The following is a 982-nucleotide window of genomic DNA, read 5'->3' on the forward strand; positions in this document are numbered from 1 at the left end:
CTGCTCTACGCCCTCGGCCCGGTGGCCGGTCCGGCCCGTGGGCGGGACCGGCCCGCCTCCCGTCCGCTCGTGTGGCTGGTGGCGGTGGTGGCGGCCTGGTCGCTCCTGACCCTGCTGGCGCCCAGCTTCGCCTGGTGCGCGGCCCCGTTGCTCGTCCTGGCGCTGCGGTCCCTGCCGGCCGGCGCGGCGATCCCGCTGGCGTGCCTGCTCACGGTGCTCGTCGTGGTGTCGCTGCAACGGCTGAGCGACGGCTTCGACCCGGCGGTGCTGATCACCCCGCCCGCCGTCGCCGCCCTGATGGCCGGCGTCTTCCTGCACATGGAACGGCAGGCGGAGCGGCTGCGCGCGCTCGTCGAGGACCTGATGCGCACCCGGCGCGACCTGGCGGCCACCGAGCGCCGCGAGGGCGCGCTGGCCGAGCGGGCGCGGCTGTCGATGGAGATCCACGACACCCTCGCCCAGGGGCTGTCGAGTCAGAGGATGCTGCTGCAGGCCGCCGAGCGCGTGTGGGCGAGCGACCCGGCGGCGGCGCTCGAACACGTGCGGGAGGCCGCCCGGGGTGCGGGCCGCGACCTGGCCGAGGCCCGCCGTTTCGTGCACGACCTGGCGCCGGCCGATCTGGCGGACGGCGGCTCGCTCCTCGCCGCGCTGCGCCGGCTCGCCGAGCGCGGGACGAAGGACGGTCTCACCGTGCGCCACCACATCGAGGGGGTGCCCCTGCCCCTGCCCGAGCGGGGCGAGGCCGCGCTGCTGCGCGTCGCCCAGGGGGCACTGGCCAACGTGCGGCAGCACGCGGGAGCGACCCGGGCCGCCGTCACCCTCAGCTATCTCGACGACCAGGTGGTCCTGGACGTCGCGGACGACGGCCGCGGCTTCGATCCCGGCGCGCTCCCCGCGCCCGGCCGCGAGGGCGGGCACGGGCTGCCCGCGATGCGTGCCCGCGTCGCGCAGCTGGGCGGCACGCTGACCGTCGAGTCCACCC

At 77.5% G+C, this 982-nt stretch carries 1 protein-coding gene; it reads left to right on the forward strand.

Annotated elements, in window-relative coordinates:
* Positions 1-982 (forward strand): sensor histidine kinase (locus ACOV8S_RS28060; RefSeq protein ID WP_448321271.1); only part of this gene is annotated, 982 nt, incomplete at both ends.

The organism is Streptomyces sp. CO7, from assembly GCF_053474865.1.